Genomic DNA, 15,880 nt, shown 5'->3' with positions numbered 1-15,880 from the left:
GGCTTCTATCGACCAGTATCGATGCCGTTTGCCTCGAGTCCATCGAGTACGTGCTTGATATCGTAGCCGATTCCCAACCCACTGTTCGCGTTTTCCAGAAGTATTTCTATCGCGTCTTGGATTTCTTGGACGGTGTTGAGGGTGAGTTCCTCGAGTTCGACATCGTTCACAGTCGTCGAGTACACGCGTTGCACCCGCAGGAGTTGGTTTTCGATCTGTCGTAGGTCCTGCGTTATTTCGTCCAGTTTTCGGTCTTGATATAGCTCACGTTCAGTGATCATCCCGACGACCCGGCCGGTCGCTGCGCTTACGATCGGGCCGCCGGAATTCCCCCAGTTTACCGAGCCATCGAGATAAAACCCGTTCTCGTGTTCGCCGGAAACCATGGCCGAGTGAACCAGTACCTCGTTCAGTTCGAACGGATAGCCGGCGAAGAGTACGTCGTCACCACGAGTTAGCGAGTCGAAACAGGGCTGTAGGGGTTCCGTTTCCGACGGGAACCCCTCGCTCGCCGCTAAAATGGCGTAATCGTGGCCACCGGCTTCCGGCTCGGGCGAATAATCGACGAGTTCCAACTCGACCGTCGCCGTTCCCGTGTTCGCTCGGACGGGGACTCCTTCCCGGATGGTCGGTTCGACGACGTGGGCGTTCGTCAGTACCGTCTCGCCGTCGAGAAACCGAAATCCCGTTCCCAGAGGCGTCCCTTCGATCTCGATTCGAACCGCGGCAGCTGCTATCTCAGCAACCGACATGCAGTCACACCCGTTTGCGACCGAATTTGGTTATCTCCGCCCGTCGCCATGGGGAGCGCTCGATAAACGATTGCACGTCGGCCCATCCTTTGGACTTGCAGTAGAAGAGATTGTAATCGATCGTCTCCGGATCGTACTCGAGCGACTCGAGAAGGTCGGATCGGGTGACTTCCGGCTTGGTTACGTTCTTCCGCTCCGACTCTTTCAGTTCTCGGAGGATTTCCTCCTGGACGGTCGAATCCATGGGTGTCTCCACGCCGAATTCCTCCGCTTCGTCGATCTCTTTGGTGGTGATTCGGCGCGCTTTCCCACGGTGCCGAAAATACCCCTCCTCAGTCATGAGTTTCCACACGTATTCGACATCGTTCTCGGAGACATCGTCCCCCAATTCGCCGGTTACGTCTCGAAGCAGCCCGTCTTTGAAAACGATATCCGAAAACGGATTGGAATCCTGTAACCAATCAGTGACGGCGGTCGTGATGATGGCTTCGCGGATTTCCGATTCCTGATCGCCCATGGCGGAGCATACGTAACGGACTCCTTTAGTCTATCCCGATACCGCCCGAACGGAGTGCTGAACGACGGTCTTTCACGTTCACACTGTGCGGGACCGGATTCGAACCGGAGGAAGACGATTGCTGTCGCTCGCGAGTTTGCTCGCGACAGCAATGCGCGGGACCGGATTCGAACCGGCGGACCCCTACGGGACAGCGTCCTAAGCGCTGCGCCGTTGGCCTAGCTTGGCTACCCGCGCTCACGTCCGACTTTTCACGAATCGAGTAAGTACCTGTCGGTCCGCGCTAACCGCGCGCCGGCCGTCGAATCGTCCCGCCCGCCCCTCGAGCGGCGCTAGCAGTGTTTCACCGACTCCTCCGGCGACCAGTCCGGGGGAACGATGAACGTCACGTGCTCGGCGTCCCGTAGCTGGTGGAGTTCCGCGGCCTGTTCGGCCAGCGACCGCTCCCGGTACGGCATCTCGAGTCCGCACCCGGTACAGACGAGTTTGCAGGTTGGGTCTTTCATGGACAGGTACGACCGCCCCGGCGACCGGCGTTCCGCCCTTGGGCCGAGGGCTGGTTTAGTAGTCGTCGCCTAGTGAAATCGGCCGAGAACGGCCGTCTGGCCGAGATATTCGTACCTGAACGTTGCCAGTCGTAGTACAGCGTTGGCGAGCCAATCCGACGCGACCGCCGCCGAACGCGCCGACGGTGGTGACCGTAGGTTTATGCCGTCCGACCCGATATCCGGCAGTATGCACAGCGCCCGGGATCGCATCGAGTACGAACCGTGGCTCGAGGACCTCGAGACCGTCGCCGAGCGCCTGGAGCTCTCGACGGAGGCGCGATCGTGTGCGGTCGACCTCTTTCTGACTGACGTGCCGGCGTCCGATCGCTCGAAACGGGCGGTCCTGGCCGCTAGCCTCTATGCCGGGTCGCTCGTCGCCGGCGACGGCCGCACACAGGGCGCGGTCGCGGAGGCCGCGGACGTCTCCCGACTCTCGATCCAGTCCCGCTGGAAGGAGTTGCTCGAGGCGGCCGGGCTCGAGCCGCCGCGCTGGTAACACCACCATACACCCACTCGGTCGCCGCTCAGTGGCGGCCTGACTCGGGATAAGTATACGATACGAGAACGGACGCCGCACCCTGACTCCAGTGGAACGCGCCGAGTTGGTGGGGCAGTCGCTGGGAACCGCGGTCGTCTCAGTCGTCGTCGATGACCGTTCCGTGTTCGTCGATTTCGCCCTTGACGATTCGCGTACTCGAGATGATGTCGCCGTCGTCGGCGAGGAGGTGTGGCACGACGACCACGTCGAGGGTATCGTGGCCGCGCTCGCGGCGGAGTTCGTTGATCCGTGCACCACCCTCGCGGGTCTCCGGCGAGACGACGAGATAGTCGTACTGCGGTTCCGTTGCGATCCCCGTCGGCGACTCGAGTGTCCGCACCTCGAACGTGCGGTCGTAGTCGGCCGCGATCGACTCGAGTTCGGTCTCGAGGTCCGCTTTCCGGTCGTCGAACGATCGGACTCGTCGGTCGACATCTCGTGTCTTCGGCGCGAGTTCGTCGCTGGTCAACCCGACCGTCACGTCTCCGAGTTCGAACGCCCGTTCGAACAGCCGTCGATGGCCATCATGAACGGGGTCGAAGGTCCCACCAAGCGCGACGTCCATATCCCAGGTCAGTCTCGCGGTGCGTATAAAACGGTCGAATTATCATCTTTTCTCACGGAACGTCGCATCCCGTTATACGCGGGGTCTTCGACACACGTCGAAACTACCCTTCGCATTGTTTTTAGTAGTCCCCTGCAGTGTCCCCGATATGGGACTAGACGAGGACGCACTGGAGTACCACCGGACCGATCCGCCCGGAAAGATCGAGATATCGACAACGAAACCGACGAACACGCAGCGGGACCTCTCGCTCGCGTACTCGCCCGGCGTCGCCGCGCCGTGTCTCGAGATCGACGAGGACGAAACCGACGCCTACAGCTACACGGCGAAGGGGAACCTCGTCGGCGTCGTCTCGAACGGCTCGGCCGTGCTCGGCCTCGGCGACATCGGCGCACAGGCCTCCAAACCGGTCATGGAGGGGAAAGGCGTCCTGTTCAAGCGCTTTGCCGACATCGACGTCTTCGACCTCGAACTCGACGACTCGGACCCCCACAAGCTCGTCGAGGCCATCAAAATGATGGAGCCGACGTTCGGCGGCATCAATCTCGAGGACATCAAAGCACCCGAGTGTTTCACCGTCGAGGAACGACTGCGCGAGGAGATCGACATTCCGGTCTTCCACGACGACCAACACGGCACCGCGATCATTTCGGGTGCCGCACTGCTCAACGCCGCCGACATCGCCGGCAAGAGCCTCGATGAACTCGAGGTCGTCTTCTCGGGGGCGGGGGCAAGCGCCATCGCGACGGCGCGGTTCTACGTCTCGCTTGGCGTCCGGAAGGAGAACATCACGATGTGTGATTCCACGGGGATCATCACCGCGGACCGCGCCGCGGCGGGCGAGGTCAACGAGTACAAACAGCAGTTCGCTCGCGACGTGCCCGAGGGTGGGCTCGCGGACGCGATGGAGGGAGCCGACGTCTTCGTCGGGCTCTCGATCGGCGGCATCGTCTCGCAGGAGATGGTCCAGTCGATGGCCGCCGATCCGATCGTCTTCGCGATGGCCAACCCCGATCCCGAGATCGGCTACGAGGAGGCCAAGGCGGCCCGCGACGACACCGTCATCATGGCCACCGGCCGCTCGGACTACCCGAATCAGGTCAACAACGTCCTCGGGTTCCCGTTCATCTTCCGCGGGGCACTCGACGTGCGCGCCACCGAGATCAACGAGGACATGAAGGTCGCCTGCGCCGAGGCGCTGGCCGAACTCGCCCGCCAAGACGTTCCCGACGCGGTTGTCAAGGCCTACGGCGACGAGCCGATTCAGTACGGCCCCGACTACATCATTCCCAAGCCCGTCGATCCACGGGTGCTCTTCCGCGTCGCGCCGGCGATCGCCCAGGCCGCGATGGAGTCCGGTGCCGCCCGCACCGAGATCGATCTCGAGGCCTACGAGGAGGAACTCGAGGCCCGCCTCGGCAAGTCCCGGGAGATGATGCGGGTCGTCCTCAACAAGGCCAAGAGCGACCCCAAGACGGTCGCGCTCGCGGAGGGAGAGAACGAGAAGATGATCCGCGCGGCCTACCAGATTCAGGAGCAGGGGATCGCCCTGCCGGTCCTGATCGGCGACGAGGACGAGATCAGGGGGACGGCCGCCAACCTCGGGCTGGACTTCGATCCGACGGTCGCCGATCCGTCCGTCGGCGACTACGAGGAGTACGCCGACCGGCTTCACGAACTCCGCGCCCGGAAGGGGATCACGCGCAGCGAAGCCGGCGAACTCATCGAGCGTGACTCGAACTACTTCGGGAGCGTGATGGTCGAACAGGGCGACGCCGACGCCTTACTGACCGGCCTCTCCCATCACTACCCCTCGGCGCTGCGACCGCCGCTGCAGGTCGTCGGCACCGACGAGGACGTCGACTACGCTGCCGGCGTCTACATGCTGACGTTCAAGAACCGCGTGATCTTCGTCGCCGACGCGACGGTCAACCAGGACCCCAACGAGGAGGTCCTCGCGGAGGTCACGAAACAGACCGGCAAACTGGCACGCCGGTTCAACATCGAACCCCGTGCGGCCCTGCTCTCGTACTCGAACTTCGGGAGCGTCGACAACGAGGGGACCCGCAAACCGCGCACGGCAGCGCAGATGCTGCAGGACGACCCCGACGTCGACTTCACGGTCGACGGCGAGATGCAGGCCGACACCGCCGTCGTCGAGGACATCCTCGAGGGCACGTACGGCTTCTCCGACCTCGAGGAGCCCGCGAACGTGCTGGTCTTCCCGAACCTCGAGTCGGGGAACATCGGCTACAAACTGCTCCAGCGGCTGGGCGGGGCCGACGCCATCGGCCCGATGCTGGTCGGCATGGACGAACCGGTCCACGTCCTTCAGCGGGGCGACGAGGTCAAGGACATCGTCAACCTGGCCGGCGTCGCGGTCGTCGACGCCCAGCAGGAGTAAACGCGTGAGCGAGCACGCCGCCCCTCGGGACGGTGACACCGACCGGGACGCCGACGACGCGGAGGTCGATCGGGCCCGCTCCGAAGCCGGCGGTGCTCGAGTATCGCGACGGACGCTTCTCGGGACCGCGGCGACTGCCGGGGCCGTCGGTCTCGCGGGCTGTACCGCCCGCCAGTACCGGTCACCGCCGGACTGCGGGGCCGTCGCGAGCGCCGCGGATGCCGCCGACGGCTACGTCCCGCTGCCGGCGGACGACGACCGCTCGATGTTCCGCCGCGGACTGCGCCGGTACGGCTACTATCCCGACGCGACCGTCCCCGAGACCGTCCGGAAAGCGTGGTCGATCCCGGTCAACCGCATCGGACACACCGCGGCCAAGTCGACGCCGCGGCCGACGCCCGACGGCGAGACGATTCTGGTCGCCGGCGACACCGGAACGATCCATGCCGTCGCGCCGACCGGCGAGCGCCGCTGGACCCTCGAGACCGGTGCCGGCCGGAGCCTCGGCTTCCACGGAACGCCGGCGATCGTCGGCGACACCGCCTACATCGGCGGCTACGACGGCGAACTCTACGCCGTGGACGTTCCGACCGGGGATATCGTCTGGCACACCCGGACTCGCGACTTCGGTGACGCGATCGCGATCGGCTCGAGCCCCGCGTACGTCGACGGCTCGCTCTATCTCCTGACCGAGCACAAGAACCCCGCCAGCGGCGCGCTCTGGGAGATCGACGCCGCTACCGGGAACCCGACCTGGAGCGATGACCGTCTCTGGGGGATGCCCCATCCCTCGCCCGCGATCGACTGTGAGACCGGCCGGCTCGTCACGGGCTCGAACGACGGCGTCGTCTACTGCTGGGAGTTCCCCTCGCTCGAGTTCGCCTGGTCGTTCCAGGCGGGCGGCGAGGGCGGTCCCGACGGCGAACCGATGGCCGGCGGCCGGTTCGATCTCGGCGCGCAGATCAAGGGGACGATCCCGGTCTACGACGGCGCGGCGTTCGCCGGCTCCTGGGACGGCCACTTCTACCGGCTCGACCTCGCCGACGGGAGCGAGGAGTGGTCGTTCGATACCGGCGAGGTCGTCATGTCGAATCCGGCGATCGATCCGAAGCAGGGGATCGTCTACGTCGGGAGCGACGACCATCACGTGTACGCGCTCGATACCGAGACGGGCGACGAGCTGTGGTCGACGGACGTCGGCGGCCGGGTCATCGGCTCGATAACCGCCACCGCGGAGACGATTCTCGTCGGGTCCTACGATACGCACCTGTACGCCCTCGACAGGGAAACCGGCGACCGGCGCTGGCGAGTCGAAAACCGTGGCCACGTGACCAGCGGCGCGATCCCGCGGGGCAACAGGATCTACTACGCCGAGCGCGGCGACTTCTCGCACTACTACGACGATGACGAGGAGACGGTGCTCGAGGAGCCCGGCCACGCGTACTGTCTGGTTCCGGACGACTGAGTGCGGGCCACTGACACTCACCGCGAGCGACCGCAGGGAGCGAGCGGGCCGACGATCGATGTAGAGGGCCACGAAGCGGCCCGGAACGGAGGGAGGAGTGCTTTTGATCGAAATTTCACCGAGAGCGCGGCCAAGCCGCGCCCGCAGAGTGAAATTTCGTAGCAGTGCATTCAAGTATACGCCCGGATTTTTATCGGGTATGCAAGATCAGGGACGCTCTACGCGCAAGCGAACCGGTGGTCGACTGAAGAACGTGCGAAAGCGCCGCAAGAACGAACTCGGTCGCCTCCCGACGGAGACCGAGGTCGGCGAGCCGCGGTTCCGAACCGTCGACGTTCGGGGGAACGGATCGAAGACCCGCGCACTCGCGACGAACGTCGCAAGCGTCAACAAGGGCAGCGAAACGGTCTCCGCGGAGATCGAGGACGTCGTCGAGAACGACGCCAACCCGAACTACGTCCGCCGGAACATCATCACGAAGGGGGCCGTCATCGAAACCTCGGAAGGACAGGCCCGCGTCACGTCCCGTCCCGGCCAGACCGGGCAGGTCAACGCCGTTCTCGTCGAGTAACGAATTTTCGACCGCAGTTTCCTACTGCTCGGGTTCCGGCTCCCCGAGCGCGACGATATTGCCGTAGTCGTCGCCGTAGACGAGCACGCCGTCAGTCACTGCGACCGACCGCGAGATTTCGTAGTCGGCGTCGTACGTCCAGCGGGGTGACCCGTCCGCGATATCGAGCGCGTGAACGACCGCGTCCCACGTCCCGACGTAGAGGACCCCGTCCGCGACGGTCGGCGAGCCGCCGATACGACCGACATCCGCCTGCCAGCGGCGGGTACCAGTCGTCGAATCGAAGGCGCGACTCAGGCTGCTCGTGTGGAGACGGTGTCTCAAACGACGGCCGGCGTTCGGACGGTTCCGGTAGCCGTCGCGGTCCACCGTTCGTCCCCGCTCGCCGCCTCGAGCGCGTAGAGCGTCCCGTTGGTATCTCCCACGGACACCGTGCCGTCGACCACCGTCGGCGCGTTCGACCCGCCGCCGTTCTCGACCCGGACCGTCCAGCGCTCGGATCAATCGGCGATATCGATCGCGTGGACGTAGTCGTCGTGACTCTGGATGTAGACCGTCCCGTCGGCGACCGTCGGTCCCCCGGCGACCGGCCCCGCCGTTCGGAACGACCACAGTTCGGACCCGTCGGTCGGCGACCGCGCGTACAGGCGGTCGTCGCCACAGCCGACGTACAGCGTCCCGTCGGCGATCACGGGACCCGCTCGAACCGGTGCGGGGAGTTCGATCGTCCACGAGGGCTCGCCGCTGGCCGCGTCGAGCGCGGCCAGGGAACCAGCACCGTTGCCGACGACGACCGTCTCGTCGACGACGGCCGGTGGCGTCGAGATGCCACTGCCGGTGTCGACGGCCCACTCGAGGTTCCCGTCGGCAAGCGAGAGCGCGTAGAGGCTGCCGTCCCAACTGCCGGCGTTGCGACGCCGTCGGCGATTGCCGGCTCGGCACCGATCCGGTCCTCGGCTGTGTGTGAGCCACGGAGCGTCGCGGTATTGCGCGGACCGACGCCGGTGCCGGCCGTGCCCGTGTTCGCGGCATCGTACTGCGGCGTCGGCCAGTCGGTGATGGTCCCGTCAGCGTCGGACTGCCCGGTGTCGCTGCTGTCCGATTCGTCGCCGTCAGAGTCGCTTCCGGCAGCACGGTCGTCGGTGCCGGGCAGTGTCGTACAGCCAGCCGCTGCTGTCGTCACGCTTCCCGTAACGAGTCCGAGTACGGCTCCTCGTGCGGTCGATAGTCACAGCGGCCGTCTACAGCGGACGTACTTCAGGTTACCTGTGCGTTCGGCACCCCGTCACGGGCGCGGCGCGGCCTTCTGTAGCGCCGTTTCGGCGACGTTCCCGCCGTAGTCGGCGCTCCGGGACAGCGAGTCGACGATCAGCCCGAGGGACTGGGCCTGTGCCGGCTCGAGATCTCGAAGCATGTCGTCGATCTGGCGGGTGTGCTCGTCGATCTCGACGACGGCAGCGAGGGCGTCGTGGCCCAGTCGGTTGGCCTCGTCGGCGTCGTCGGCGAACAGCGCGTCCATCGACTGTTCGAAGACGGTCGCGGCTTCGGCGTGGAGCCCGTGGATCGCGTCGGCCACGTCGGCGGGGAGGTCGTCGAGTTTGAGCGCGATGTCGCTCATCTTGACGGCGTGGTCGGCGATCCGCTCGAGTTGGCGGGCGCTCGAGTGATAATCGAAACAGTCCTCGCGGGAGACGCCGAGTTCCTCGACCGCGCGCGGCGAGCGCAGCGTCGCGCGGAAGATCCGCGAGACGACCAGCCAGAGGCGGTCGACGTCGTCGTCGCGCTCGATCACGTCGTGGGCGATGTCGTCGTCGTTCTCGATCAGCGCCGTCACCGCGTCCTCGAGCATCGACTGGGCGATCAGGCGCATGCGCGTGACGGCGTTGACGATCGACAGCTCCGAGGAGTCGAGCAGGTCCTGAATGACCACGCTGTCGCTGGTCTCCTCGAGCACCTCGACGCCGACGAGTCGCTGGGTCGCGTCGCGGATCGCGCTGCGCTGCTCGGTCGTGATTCGGCCCGCCTCGAGCGAGATGACGTCGAAGCCACTGACGTACATCATCATCACGGCCCGCATCAACTCCTCGTCCTCGAGACCCGAGACGTCTAGCGTCCCTTCCTGGCGTCGCGTTTCGCGTTCGGGCGTCAAAAGGAGTTCGTCCCCTTCGGGGTAGAATTCGACCGTGGTGCCGCTGCTGACGTCGTTGTCGGTCGCCCAGGTCTTCGGCAACGAAACGGTGAACGTCGACCCACCTGTGACCTGAACCTTGCGCGTTTCCATACGCTCCGCTTCCGATTACAACAATATAAATCCACCCGTCTATAGAGAGGTTATTCTAGACCAGATCAACTAGTAGAGGCCATATCTATGGTTTTTTCTCCCTATACTGATTAGTATCCATACATCGATAATGATTGGCATATATAGAAATATATAGCAGATGGTGCAGTCGGGCGACTGAACCGTCCGATCGAACCGAACGGAAACATCGGTGCGCGACCCACCGCGAGAGATCGCGTCGGCTATCGGACGTCGTCGAGGTCGACGATGGCCCGAGCGTCCGCCGAAAGCCACGTCGTCATCCGGTCCGAATCCGGACACTCCCGCGGCGTGATCGTCCACCGATCGGGCCGGTCCTCGTATCGGACGACGATCGACTCGAGGTCAGTCTCGTCGGTCGAGTACTGCGTAGCCGTAGCTAGCCGCTGCCGAGGCGACCGATCGCCGTAACCGCTGGTAGGTTCGGTCATACGTCTCGTGCGTACCCGAACCGAGCGACGACACGTACAAAGCGGCTGCTAATTGTGCTATTGTGCACTCCATACGGGTATAGCGGCCGGCGTCGGTTTCGTCGCCGACCGACCGGCCTCGTCCGTCGAAAACGGGTCCGCATCCCTCGAGTGGCAGCAACGGAACGGACTGCAAGCCGCCGTCGAGTACTCGCGCAACTGCTGGCGGTCGACGGCCGAGAGTTCGTCGTAGTCGACGATGTGACTCCCCGCGTCGGCCAGCGCCGGGCGACTCTCCTCGCGATAACACACCGCCTGACGCTCGAACAGCGGCCGGGCCGTCTCGAGGGCCGCCGCCCACTGCTCGTCGGGCGTGTCCGTGTCGCTCCCGTCGAGGAATGCCCGAACCGAAAACGCCGCGTCGTCGCTCGACATCCCCTCGAGCGGCGGATCGTCCGTCGGCGCTCATAGCGGCGTATAGTCGAACTGCGCCGGAGTGGCCGCCGATGTCGGGCTCCCGACGATCACTGACGGGCGTTCTCGTCGGGACCCCATCCGACGGCAAACAGGTACCTCTCTGTCGGAGCGTGTTCGTCCCACGAGGCGCGACCACCTGGGGTGACTCGAGCGGCCGGAGTCACGAGAGGGGAGCGTTCTTCACCGTCGCACCCGCAAGCGGTGGTATGCACGTCGTGGTCAACGCCGCCATGAGCGCCGACGGGAAACTCTCCTCGCGACGTCGGGAGCAACTCGCGATCAGCGGCGACGAGGACTTCGCGCGCGTCGATCGGCTCCGGGCGAAAAGCGACGCCATCGTCGTCGGCGTCGGGACGGTCCTCGCGGACGACCCGCATCTGACCGTCAAAGACGACGCGCTCCGGGAGCGTCGCCGCGACGACGGCCGACCGGCGTCTCCCGCACGGGTCGTCGTCGACTCGAGCGGGCGGACGCCGACGGACGCGGCGGTCCTCGACGACGCAGCCACGACCTACCTCTGTCTGAGCGAGGCCGCACCCGTCGACCGGCGGCTGGCACTCGCCGAGCACGCCGAGTTGCTCACCGCGGGTGACGACCGCGTCGACCTCCTTCGAGCGTTCGGGGCGCTGCAAGAACAGGGCCTCGAGCGGATCATGGTCGAGGGGGGCGGCGAACTCATCTTCTCGCTGTTCGAGGCCGGGCTAGTCGACGAACTCCGGACGTTCGTCGGACCGACACTTATCGGCGGTCGCGACGCGCCGACCCTCGCCGACGGCGAGGGGTTCGTCGCGGCGTTTCCGACGCTCGAGTTAGACGCCGTCGACCGACTCGACGGCGGCGTGTTGCTGACCTGGAAGACCAACGACCGCTGAACTCGCGCAGCCGTCTCGGAGCCGTTCGATCGCTGGGGCTCGGGCACAGTACGATACTACTAGGTCGCCCGTTGGCAGCCCCTACTCGGCCGGGATCGCCGGGCCCACCGGGTAGCGTCACCGTAGCCGCCGAAGGTGTTTTGACCGGTACTGTCGACGTTTGGCCGGGTGTCCGAAACATGACAAACCGGATCGGTGGAAACGAAGGCGACGGGAACACGTCGGGGCCGAGCGATCCGCCGGGAGTCAGGCGACGCGCGTTGCTGGCGAGCGCCGGCACGGCCGCCGGTGCGCTCGGCATCGGCACGCTCCCCGTCGCGGCGAGTGACGCATGGTCGACTCCCGACGTCCGCGGGGTCGGGTGTGCGCACCCGCAGTTCACGTGTGGGCGGCAGGTGACCGCGGCCGACGGCATGGTCTCGAGCGTCGATCCGATCGCCTCCGGCGTCGCCGCGGGCGTGCTGCGCGATGGTGGCACTGCCGTCGATGCCGCCGTGGCGTTGCAGTACGTCCTGACGGTCACCCAGCCCCACGGCTCGGGGATCGGCGGCGGCGGGTTCATGGTGATCTACGATGCCGACGCGGACGCGGTCGACGTCATCGACAGCCGCGAGCGCGCACCGCGGGGTGCAACCGCGGACATGTTCCTCGACGAGGACGGCGATCCGATCCCCTTCGCGGACCGAATCCGGTTGGGTGAGGCCGTGGGCGTTCCGGGGACCGTGATGGGACTGGAAACCGCACTGGATCGACACGGGACTCGACCCCGCCAGCGGCTGCTCACCCCCGCGATCGATCTCGCGTCCGACGGCTTCCCGATCGATGGGGTCTTCGCCGCACAGATCGCGGACAACTGGGAGAAGCTCAACGACGCGGCGACGGCGGCCTACTCGGACGCGAACGGACGGCCCCTCACGGAGGGCGACACGCACGTCAATCCCGACCTCGCCGAGACGCTCGAGGCGATCGAGCGAGACGGGCCAGCGGCCTTCTACGAGGGCGACATCGCGGCTGATCTCGCCGCGACGGTTCGGGACGCCGGCGGCAGCATGACCACCGACGACCTCGCGGCCTACGACGTCACGATCGACGACCCGGTTCGCGCCGAGTGGAACGGCGTCGAGATCGTCGGCCAACCGCTCCCGAGTTCGGGGCCGAGCACCGTGGCCTCGATCCTGAAACTGCTCGACTGCCTCGACATCGGACGGTATGACCGACGGTCGCCGGCGATGTATCACCTGGTCGGCGAGGCAACGAGCCTGGCCTGGGCCGATCGGAACGAATACATGGGCGATCCCGAGTTCGTGGACGTTCCGAGCGACGCCCTGCTCTCCGACGCGTATCTCGAGGAGCGTGCGGCACTCGTCCGCGCCGGAGAAACACTCGCGGACTACGAGGCGGGGGAGTGCGTCGCTCCCGGGGCCCCGTCCGGCGTCGAACCTGTCCGGGGGCCGTCACCCGATCCGAAGCGCGGCTCGACGACTCACTTCTCCGTCGTCGACGCCGACAGAAACGCCGTCTCGTACACCTCGACCATCGAGCAGCTCATGGGCTCGGGACTGATGGTCCCCGGCCGCGGCTTCATGCTCAACAACGAACTGACGGATTTCGACGCCGTCCCCGAGGGGCCGAACAAGGTCGCGCCGTGGAAGCGGCCGCTGAGCAGCATGAGCCCCATTCTCGTCCTGCGCGACGGCGTCCCCGAATTCACCGTGGGCTCGCCGGGCGGCTGGACGATCATCACTTCGGTCGCACAGACGCTCCTCCACCGCTACGTCTACGGGCTCGAGCCGCTCGCGGCGCTCTCCGAACCGACCGTGTTCACCACGGAGTGTCCGCCGATTATGTGGGAAGACGGCGTCCCGGCGCGCGCTCGCGAGGCGACGAGCCGGTTCGGACAGGTCTGGAGCGACACGTCCAGCGGTGACATCGGTAACGTCCAGGTCATCGAAATCGGGGACGACGAACTGCGCGGCGCGGCCGATCCGACGCGCGACGGGCGGGCCGTCGGAGTCGACCGCGGTCGGCCCCAGTGACACGGGCGGCGCGGTTGAGAGGGCGCAGGGCGCGGACGGCGGAGCCAGCGGGATTCCCGTCACATCTTTCCTCGGTCGCGCCGTAAGACGGGGTATGGAACGTGCCACGTTCGGCGGCGGTTGTTTCTGGTGTACGGAAGCGGCGATGAAGGAACTCGAGGGCGTGGAGTCGGTCACGTCCGGCTACGCGGGTGGACACATCGAGGAGCCGACCTATCGCGAGGTCTGTTCGGGCGAGACCGGCCACGCGGAGGTCGTCCAGGTCGAGTACGACCCCGCGGAGATCGGCTACGACGACCTGCTCGAGGTGTTCTTCGCCACCCACGATCCGACCCAACTCAATCGGCAAGGGCCGGACGTGGGCACTCAATACCGCTCGATCGTCCTGTATCACGACGCGGCCCAGCAAACCCAGGCCGAGGCCTACATCGAGGCGCTCGACGAGGAGTACGACGACGACGTCGTGACCGAACTCGAGCCACTCGAGACTTTCTACCGCGCCGAGGAGAAGCATCAAGACTACTTCGAGAAGAACCCGAACGACGCCTACTGTACGATGCATGCGGCCCCGAAAGTCGAGAAAGTCCGCGAACGGTTCGCCGACAAGGTGGCCGCGAAACGGTAATCTCGGTTCTATCGGGCTGCGGTCTCCCGGCCGGTCGTTTCGTGTCCGAGCGGACGAATCGGGGACGAGGTGTTGCTCGATTGGTGAGTCGTTGACGGATCGCTCGAGGGGTTTCTCGCCAGCAGCAGCCCGTCCCCCTTTTATATGTGCTGGTCTCGGCACAGTCTACCGTGGGCATGTCGCGTACGAAATACTCGATACGGAGTGTTCGCAACGGCCTCCGAGAGCCACGGCTCGTCTGGACGGAGCTCTGCAAGTACTTCTGGTCGGCCCACCGGGAACTCTTCGAACGCCGACACGGAAGCGGTATCGACGTCATGGCCGAAGACTGGGACACGCTCCTCGTCCTCGACGCCTGCCGATACGATTTCTTCGCCGAACTGAACTGGATCGATGGCTCCCTCGAGTCCCGGCTGTCCGCCGGCTCCAGCAGCCCGGGGTGGATCGACGCGAATTTCACGGGGAGAACGCACCACGACACCGTCTACGTCAGCGGCAACGCCTTCACGGCCGATATCGGCGACGACGTGTTTCACGCGATCTATCCGGTGTCGCCGGAGCCGGTCGCGGAGTCGGCGGCCGTCGACGCGGCCGACGTCTTCGACGCCCGTCTCCTAGCGGACAGTTACGTGATCGACCCGGAAACCGTCGTCGAGACGGCGCTCGAGGCCCACGAGCGACATCCCACCAAGCGGCTGATCGTCCACTTCCTACAACCGCACGTTCCGCTCATCGGCGAGACCGGACTCGAGATTTACCAGCGGATCGCGTCCCGGCGGGACCTCTCGTCGGTGTCCCGCGGCGGGCGCGGGGATCGCTTCGGCGCGCTGAACGTGCAACTCTACGAGATCGTCGAGGACGACGCGTTCGACATCGGCGTCGACGATCTGCGGCGTGCGTACGCGGAAACCCTGGAGATCGTCCTCCCCTACGCCGACCGATTGATCCGTGAGTTGGACGGGAAAGCCGTCATCACCGCGGATCACGGCGAACTCCTCGGCGAACGGCTGCTGCCCTTGACCGGCCGCAAGTACGGGCACTTCGAGTATCTGGCGGCCGAGTCGCTGCGACGCGTTCCCTGGCACGTCGTCGACGGGGACGATCGGAGACGGATCGTCGAGGAAGCGCCGGTCGAGTCCGTTCGCATGGACGAGGACGAGGTAACGGAGAAGCTCCGGGTACTCGGCTATCGGTAGGATCACGCGTCGAGCCGGCTTCCGGCTGCTTCGGGTGCGGTCGGTTTCGTGTGAAAGGCGCGACTTGAATAGTCGGCTCGGAGTCGATCGAACCGACGTATGTCCATTGGTAAACTCGGCCCCCAGGCTGTCGTCACGACGAGTCCGGACAGTCGACTCGAGGAGATCACGGCGACGCTCGAGTCCGAAAACGTCGGATCGATCGTCGTCACCGAAGACGACGAACCGGTCGGGATGATCACCGACCGCGACGCGGCGCTCGCGATCCACGACCACGACGACGTCGGGTCGGTCTCGGTCGCGGACGTGATGACCGAACGGCCGGTAACGGTTCACGAGGACGACGATCCGGTCGCAGTTTCGAAGGCGATCCGCGACAATAACGTCCGTCGGTTCCCGATCGTCGACGACGACGGCGAGTTAGCGGGCATCGCCACGCTGGACGATCTGGTCGCGACGATCGGCGAGGAACTCGAGAACGTCGCCGCGACGATCGAAGCCCAGTCGCCGGAGTACAGCCCGTAACGCACGGCGCAGTCCCACAACCCGATCCCGACACGGCCGCGATCCCGACCCGTGACTCC

Annotated in this window: 18 protein-coding genes, 1 tRNA gene and 1 pseudogene; 9 read left to right on the top strand and 11 right to left on the bottom strand. The window is 65.7% G+C overall.

Going from position 1 to position 15,880, the window contains the following annotated elements; genetic code table 11:
- Positions 1-5: 5 nt before the first annotated feature.
- From FGF80_RS04695 to FGF80_RS19030, 4 genes are all read right to left on the bottom strand, one after another.
- Positions 6-752, bottom strand: coding sequence for a S1 family peptidase (locus tag FGF80_RS04695; protein WP_138652496.1), 747 nt, complete (start codon positions 750-752; stop codon positions 6-8).
- Positions 753-756: 4 nt separating this feature from the next.
- Positions 757-1,269 carry a hypothetical protein gene (locus FGF80_RS04690; RefSeq protein ID WP_138652494.1) on the bottom strand — a complete coding sequence of 171 codons (513 nt, stop codon included), beginning with the start codon at positions 1,267-1,269 and terminating at the stop codon, positions 757-759.
- 152 nt (positions 1,270-1,421) lie between these two features.
- Positions 1,422-1,506, bottom strand: a tRNA-Leu gene (locus tag FGF80_RS04685).
- Between the two features lie 95 nt (positions 1,507-1,601).
- Positions 1,602-1,775 carry a hypothetical protein gene (locus FGF80_RS19030; protein WP_175416980.1) on the bottom strand — a complete coding sequence of 58 codons (174 nt, stop codon included), beginning with the start codon at positions 1,773-1,775 and terminating at the stop codon, positions 1,602-1,604.
- A gap of 229 nt (positions 1,776-2,004) precedes the next feature.
- Here FGF80_RS19030 and FGF80_RS04680 point away from each other — a divergent pair, with 229 nt between their 5' ends.
- Positions 2,005-2,313 (top strand): transcription initiation factor IIB family protein, encoded by a 309-nt coding sequence (locus FGF80_RS04680; RefSeq protein ID WP_006184380.1) that lies wholly within the window; start codon positions 2,005-2,007, stop codon positions 2,311-2,313.
- Between the two features lie 139 nt (positions 2,314-2,452).
- On the opposite strand, the gene FGF80_RS04675 is transcribed toward FGF80_RS04680, so the two are convergent.
- Positions 2,453-2,920 (bottom strand): phosphopantetheine adenylyltransferase, encoded by a 468-nt coding sequence (locus FGF80_RS04675; protein ID WP_138652492.1) that lies wholly within the window; start codon positions 2,918-2,920, stop codon positions 2,453-2,455.
- Between the two features lie 148 nt (positions 2,921-3,068).
- Between FGF80_RS04675 and FGF80_RS04670 the strand changes: the two genes are divergently transcribed.
- From FGF80_RS04670 to FGF80_RS04660, 3 genes are all read left to right on the top strand, one after another.
- Positions 3,069-5,324: an NADP-dependent malic enzyme gene (locus FGF80_RS04670; protein WP_006184382.1), complete on the top strand. Its 2,256-nt coding sequence runs from the start codon at positions 3,069-3,071 to the stop codon at positions 5,322-5,324.
- A gap of 4 nt (positions 5,325-5,328) precedes the next feature.
- Positions 5,329-6,789 carry an outer membrane protein assembly factor BamB family protein gene (locus FGF80_RS04665; RefSeq protein WP_138652490.1) on the top strand — a complete coding sequence of 487 codons (1,461 nt, stop codon included), beginning with the start codon at positions 5,329-5,331 and terminating at the stop codon, positions 6,787-6,789.
- A gap of 199 nt (positions 6,790-6,988) precedes the next feature.
- Entirely contained in the window at positions 6,989-7,360 is a 372-nt protein-coding gene (locus FGF80_RS04660; protein ID WP_006184384.1) for a 30S ribosomal protein S8e, read from the top strand.
- A 21-nt stretch (positions 7,361-7,381) separates the two neighbouring features.
- Here FGF80_RS04660 and FGF80_RS04655 read toward each other — a convergent pair whose 3' ends face one another.
- The 6 genes and pseudogenes from FGF80_RS04655 to FGF80_RS04630 all read right to left on the bottom strand — a co-directional run bounded on the left by FGF80_RS04655 (position 7,382) and on the right by FGF80_RS04630 (position 10,525).
- A complete protein-coding gene (locus tag FGF80_RS04655; RefSeq protein WP_175416979.1) occupies positions 7,382-7,684 on the bottom strand; it encodes an outer membrane protein assembly factor BamB family protein in 303 nt (100 codons plus the stop codon).
- Positions 7,681-7,845 (bottom strand): annotated as a pseudogene (locus FGF80_RS04650) (outer membrane protein assembly factor BamB family protein); the annotation flags it as partial. The pseudogene FGF80_RS04650 and the gene FGF80_RS04655, both read right to left, overlap by 4 nt.
- A gap of 15 nt (positions 7,846-7,860) precedes the next feature.
- Entirely contained in the window at positions 7,861-8,412 is a 552-nt protein-coding gene (locus tag FGF80_RS19515; protein ID WP_138652486.1) for an outer membrane protein assembly factor BamB family protein, read from the bottom strand.
- 233 nt (positions 8,413-8,645) lie between these two features.
- Positions 8,646-9,641, bottom strand: coding sequence for a phosphate uptake regulator PhoU (locus FGF80_RS04640; RefSeq protein WP_138652484.1), 996 nt, complete (start codon positions 9,639-9,641; stop codon positions 8,646-8,648).
- A 242-nt stretch (positions 9,642-9,883) separates the two neighbouring features.
- Positions 9,884-10,111, bottom strand: coding sequence for a DUF7511 domain-containing protein (locus FGF80_RS04635; RefSeq protein WP_006184389.1), 228 nt, complete (start codon positions 10,109-10,111; stop codon positions 9,884-9,886).
- Positions 10,112-10,168: 57 nt separating this feature from the next.
- Positions 10,169-10,525 carry a hypothetical protein gene (locus FGF80_RS04630; protein WP_138652482.1) on the bottom strand — a complete coding sequence of 119 codons (357 nt, stop codon included), beginning with the start codon at positions 10,523-10,525 and terminating at the stop codon, positions 10,169-10,171.
- 248 nt (positions 10,526-10,773) lie between these two features.
- Here FGF80_RS04630 and FGF80_RS04625 point away from each other — a divergent pair, with 248 nt between their 5' ends.
- The 5 genes from FGF80_RS04625 (at position 10,774) to FGF80_RS04605 (ending at position 15,821) form a co-directional block, all read left to right on the top strand.
- Positions 10,774-11,439, top strand: a complete 666-nt coding sequence (locus tag FGF80_RS04625) for a 2,5-diamino-6-(ribosylamino)-4(3H)-pyrimidinone 5'-phosphate reductase (RefSeq protein WP_006184391.1) — start codon at positions 10,774-10,776, stop codon at positions 11,437-11,439.
- A gap of 179 nt (positions 11,440-11,618) precedes the next feature.
- Positions 11,619-13,475 (top strand): gamma-glutamyltransferase, encoded by a 1,857-nt coding sequence (gene ggt / locus FGF80_RS04620; protein ID WP_138652480.1) that lies wholly within the window; start codon positions 11,619-11,621, stop codon positions 13,473-13,475.
- Between the two features lie 94 nt (positions 13,476-13,569).
- Complete coding sequence (gene msrA, locus FGF80_RS04615) at positions 13,570-14,100, top strand: peptide-methionine (S)-S-oxide reductase MsrA (protein ID WP_138652478.1); 531 nt, start codon at positions 13,570-13,572, stop codon at positions 14,098-14,100.
- Between the two features lie 176 nt (positions 14,101-14,276).
- Entirely contained in the window at positions 14,277-15,296 is a 1,020-nt protein-coding gene (locus tag FGF80_RS04610) for an alkaline phosphatase family protein (RefSeq protein WP_006184394.1), read from the top strand.
- A gap of 99 nt (positions 15,297-15,395) precedes the next feature.
- Positions 15,396-15,821 carry a CBS domain-containing protein gene (locus FGF80_RS04605; RefSeq protein ID WP_006184395.1) on the top strand — a complete coding sequence of 142 codons (426 nt, stop codon included), beginning with the start codon at positions 15,396-15,398 and terminating at the stop codon, positions 15,819-15,821.
- Positions 15,822-15,880 lie beyond the last annotated feature (59 nt).

The sequence above is a fragment of the Natrinema pallidum genome (genome assembly GCF_005890195.1).
In the GTDB taxonomy this organism is placed as follows: Archaea; Halobacteriota; Halobacteria; order Halobacteriales; family Natrialbaceae; genus Natrinema; species Natrinema pallidum.
This window is presented reverse-complemented; position numbering and strand designations above follow the sequence as displayed.

What these genes read in the sequence shown, in the direction of transcription:
- FGF80_RS04670 (WP_006184382.1), top strand. Translation starts at nt 3,069, where the DNA reads ATGGGACTAGACGAGGACGCACTGGAGTACCACCGGACCGATCCGCCC.
- FGF80_RS04695 (WP_138652496.1), bottom strand. Translation starts at nt 752, where the DNA reads ATGTCGGTTGCTGAGATAGCAGCTGCCGCGGTTCGAATCGAGATCGAA.
- FGF80_RS19030 (WP_175416980.1), bottom strand. Translation starts at nt 1,775, where the DNA reads ATGAAAGACCCAACCTGCAAACTCGTCTGTACCGGGTGCGGACTCGAG.
- FGF80_RS04640 (WP_138652484.1), bottom strand. Translation starts at nt 9,641, where the DNA reads ATGGAAACGCGCAAGGTTCAGGTCACAGGTGGGTCGACGTTCACCGTT.
- FGF80_RS04635 (WP_006184389.1), bottom strand. Translation starts at nt 10,111, where the DNA reads ATGACCGAACCTACCAGCGGTTACGGCGATCGGTCGCCTCGGCAGCGG.
- FGF80_RS04660 (WP_006184384.1), top strand. Translation starts at nt 6,989, where the DNA reads ATGCAAGATCAGGGACGCTCTACGCGCAAGCGAACCGGTGGTCGACTG.
- FGF80_RS04610 (WP_006184394.1), top strand. Translation starts at nt 14,277, where the DNA reads ATGTCGCGTACGAAATACTCGATACGGAGTGTTCGCAACGGCCTCCGA.
- ggt (WP_138652480.1), top strand. Translation starts at nt 11,619, where the DNA reads ATGACAAACCGGATCGGTGGAAACGAAGGCGACGGGAACACGTCGGGG.
- FGF80_RS04630 (WP_138652482.1), bottom strand. Translation starts at nt 10,525, where the DNA reads ATGTCGAGCGACGACGCGGCGTTTTCGGTTCGGGCATTCCTCGACGGG.
- FGF80_RS04675 (WP_138652492.1), bottom strand. Translation starts at nt 2,920, where the DNA reads ATGGACGTCGCGCTTGGTGGGACCTTCGACCCCGTTCATGATGGCCAT.
- FGF80_RS04605 (WP_006184395.1), top strand. Translation starts at nt 15,396, where the DNA reads ATGTCCATTGGTAAACTCGGCCCCCAGGCTGTCGTCACGACGAGTCCG.
- FGF80_RS04625 (WP_006184391.1), top strand. Translation starts at nt 10,774, where the DNA reads ATGCACGTCGTGGTCAACGCCGCCATGAGCGCCGACGGGAAACTCTCC.
- FGF80_RS04690 (WP_138652494.1), bottom strand. Translation starts at nt 1,269, where the DNA reads ATGGGCGATCAGGAATCGGAAATCCGCGAAGCCATCATCACGACCGCC.
- msrA (WP_138652478.1), top strand. Translation starts at nt 13,570, where the DNA reads ATGGAACGTGCCACGTTCGGCGGCGGTTGTTTCTGGTGTACGGAAGCG.
- FGF80_RS04680 (WP_006184380.1), top strand. Translation starts at nt 2,005, where the DNA reads ATGCACAGCGCCCGGGATCGCATCGAGTACGAACCGTGGCTCGAGGAC.